Source organism: Streptomyces ossamyceticus, assembly GCF_001418475.1.
In the GTDB taxonomy this organism is placed as follows: Bacteria; Actinomycetota; Actinomycetes; order Streptomycetales; family Streptomycetaceae; genus Streptomyces; species Streptomyces ossamyceticus.
This window is the reverse complement of the sequence record NZ_LIQX01000389.1, coordinates 1-2,047: the sequence shown is the minus strand read 5'-3', so window position 1 is coordinate 2,047 and position 2,047 is coordinate 1. Positions and strand designations below refer to the sequence as shown.

Here is a 2,047-nt window from a genome sequence, read left to right as displayed (position 1 = left end):
GTATAAGAGACAGCACCCGGCCCACCCGGAAGGGCCGGTCACCGCGCGGGGCGCCCGAGCCACCCACACGAGGGACTCTCGCCCGCAGCGGAACGATCGGTCGGCCTCCGGGCGTTGGCACGGGAAGAACGACGGGGGTGGCTATGACACGCGCGAGCCGGACGGACGGCGGTATGCACACGGACACGGATCCGGGGCGCCACGCGGCGTCCGGGCACCGCGTGCCGCAGCCGCGCCTCGACAGAACCGGCCTGCCCTCATGGCTGGACCCGGTCGTCCGCGCCGTCGAGACCGTCCAGCCGCTCCAACTGAGCCGCTTCCTGCCGCCGGAGAACGGCTCGGGTCGGCAGTCGGCGGTCCTCATCCTGTTCGGCGAGGGCGACCGCGGCCCCGAGCTGCTGCTGATGGAGCGCGCCGGTTCCCTCAGATCGCACGCGGGGCAGCCGTCCTTCCCGGGCGGCGCCCTCGACCCCGAGGACGGCGACCCGCAGACCGACGGCCCGCTGCGGGCCGCGCTCCGCGAGGCCGAGGAGGAGACCGGCCTCGACCCGAGGGGCGTCCAGCTCTTCGGCGTGCTGCCGAAGCTGTACATCCCGGTGAGCGGCTTCGTCGTGACGCCCGTGCTGGGCTGGTGGCGCGAGCCGAGCCCGGTCCGCGTCGTCGATCTCAACGAGACGGCACGCGTCTTCACCGTTCCCGTGGCGGATCTCACGGATCCCGCCCATCGCGCCACCACCGTCCACCCCAGCGGCCACCGGGGTCCGGCATTTCTGGTCGAATCGGCACTCGTGTGGGGTTTCACGGCAGGTGTGATCGACCGCCTGCTGCACTACTCGGGCTGGGAGCGCCCCTGGGACCGGGGGAAGCAGGTCCCGCTCGACTGGCGCTCATGACAGGGTGTCTGCCGTGCCGCGTCTCGTGGGGAGCGTCCCGTCCCCCGGTCGCCGTGCGGCGGGCCGTACTCCGGGCCGACCTGTAGTGATCGCGAAGTGACGAGGCGAGGCTTGAAGCGGTGAACGTGCTGGACATCCTGTTGCTGGTCGCCGCCGTCTGGTTCGCGATCGTCGGCTTCCGCCAGGGCTTCGTCGTCGGCATCCTGTCGGTGATCGGTTTCCTCGGCGGCGGCCTCGTCGCCGTCTACACCCTCCCGGTCATCTGGGACTGGATGACCGACAATTCCGAGGTCAGCACGGCGGCCGCCGTCGTCGCGGTGGTCGTCGTGATCGTCTGCGCCTCCGTCGGTCAGGCCCTCACCACCCACCTCGGCAACAAGCTGCGCCGGTACATCACCTGGTCCCCGGCCCGCGCCCTGGACGCCACCGGCGGCGCCCTCGTCAACGTGGTGGCGATGCTCCTGGTCGCCTGGCTGATCGGTTCCGCGCTCGCGGGCACGACGCTGCCCACACTCGGCAAGGAGGTCCGCAACTCCAAGGTGCTCCAGGGCGTGGCCCGGGCCCTGCCCAACCAGGCGGACACCTGGTTCGCGGACTTCTCCTCGGTCCTCGCGCAGAACGGCTTCCCACAGGTCTTCAGCCCGTTCGCCAACGAACAGATCACCGACGTCCAGCCCCCCGACCCCGCGCTCGCCAACAGCCCGGTCGCCCAGCGCGCCAAGCGGTCCATCGTCAAGGTGATGGGCACCGCCGAGAGTTGCGGCAAGGTCCTCGAAGGCACCGGGTTCGTCTTCGACGAGCGCCGCGTGATGACCAACGCGCACGTGGTCGGCGGAGTCGACGAACCCACCGTCCAGATAGGGGGCGAGGGCCGCAAGTACGACGCCAAGGTCGTCCTCTACGACTGGGAGCGCGACATCGCCGTCCTGGACGTGCCGGACCTGAACGCGCCGGTGCTGCGGTTCACCGCCGACGACGCCGTCAGCGGCGACGACGCGATCGTCGCCGGCTACCCGGAGAACGGCGCGTACGACGTCCGCCCCGCGCGGGTGCGCGGTCGCATCACGGCCAACGGCCCCGACATCTACCACCGGGGCACGGTCCGCCGCGACGTCTACTCGCTGTACGCGACCGTCCGCCAGGGCAACTCCGGC

2 protein-coding genes are annotated in these 2,047 nt (G+C 71.4%); both read left to right on the top strand.

Going from position 1 to position 2,047, the window contains the following annotated elements:
- The first annotated feature begins 143 nt into the window (after window positions 1–143).
- Entirely contained in the window at window positions 144–893 is a 750-nt protein-coding gene (locus AOK15_RS26755) for an NUDIX hydrolase (protein ID WP_240508605.1), read from the top strand.
- Window positions 894–1,012: 119 nt separating this feature from the next.
- The coding region (locus AOK15_RS26750; RefSeq protein WP_055520919.1) for a MarP family serine protease at window positions 1,013–2,047 on the top strand (1,035 nt) is incomplete at its 3' end.